This window comes from Chryseobacterium sp. VD8, from assembly GCF_037149975.1.
Lineage (GTDB): Bacteria > Bacteroidota > Bacteroidia > Flavobacteriales > Weeksellaceae > Chryseobacterium > Chryseobacterium indicum.
On record NZ_JBBCQL010000418.1, the window covers coordinates 1 to 1361 of the forward strand.

Genomic DNA, 1361 nt, shown 5'->3' on the forward strand with positions numbered 1-1361 from the left:
TTATTTTCTAGAAAGCATGTTCGAAGCGAAGCATCAGTAGTGGTAACGGTAGGAGCAACTTTTAAAGCAATTGTAGCATCGTTGTTGTCGCAAAGAACTTGTGAAGGATCTTTAATTACTACCGATACATTGGTGTCTGTACTGTATTGAAATTGGGCAGGATTGGTGATGGGAGAACCTCCGGTATAATAGGCAAAAGTATAGTTATTCGGATTGGTGGTAAGCTGAGAATTTAAAGAAGTTAAATCTACGGTTGCCATTCCGGTAAGATCTGGACATATATTTTTCGTAATGGCTCCCTGCAGCAAAGGAATTTTGTCTACAAAAACCTTTACGTTTTTAATGGAATGCCTGGATCTGTTTCCGCCTGTGGAAGCCGAAAAACCAAAATATCCAACCGTCATTGCAGCAGCAGTTCCGGAAGGAGCAAAAGACTGGTTGCAGATTAAATTTCCGTTGATGGTTATTTTCACGATCCAGTTTGCCGGAGCAGCCGGATCTACCTGTGCTGTTACTTCTACATGTTTGTAAGTGGTTCCCTGAAACGGAAGCGTGGTATTCATATCCGGAGAATGAAAAGAACTTCCGGGAACATTAAAAAACTCAACATTGTTGGTGTCTGTTGTGTTAACGATCTGTCCGTAACCGACGTGAACCTTACTCATTACAGCAGTGGTGGTATTGTTATAAGTATCGAATCCTACCACAAATCCTACTGCGTTCAATGAAACACCAAGACCTGAACCTAATACACTGGCAACCGGAGGATTGGCAAGATACCAGAAAGCAATACCGTCTCCGTTCGCCGTTTGGTTAGAATCCATTCTGAAATCAAATTCTATTCTCCATTTGTCACAATACTTAAGATTAATGGGCTGATTCAGCCGGATAGAGCCAGATTGGTTATTCGTGTCCGGAGTCAGCTGGATAAAGTCTGTATTTACAGAGGTTGGCGCTACCATTGTCCATCCTGTTGTATTAACGGGATTTCCTGTTAGCTGATATGTTTGGGAAAAAAATAGATTAGGAAATGAAAATAAAATAAATAACAAAAAAGAATAGCTTTTTTTCATACGCTAAAAGTTTATATAATCTGTGAATAATCATTACAGAGATAACTTCATTTCATTTTTGTGTATTGATTTTTTATATTTAATTATGAAAATATTTATTGTAAATAATTAAATAGTGATTGGATTATAATTTTCGTATAAATTTACCGCTTATAGATGTGTTTTTGATAATATTGGAATAAATAAGTAAATTAATCTTTAATTTTAATAGTAAAAAGTGAAAATTACTTTAATGTTAATTAAAATTAATTATTCATAGAATAATATTCTTTTAAGTGGAGGAAAAAT

General features: G+C 35.6%; 1 pseudogene. It reads right to left on the reverse strand.

The features are described from left to right. A pseudogene (locus WFK35_RS22765) lies at positions 1 to 1073 on the reverse strand (hypothetical protein); the annotation flags it as partial. Positions 1074 to 1361 lie beyond the last annotated feature (288 nt).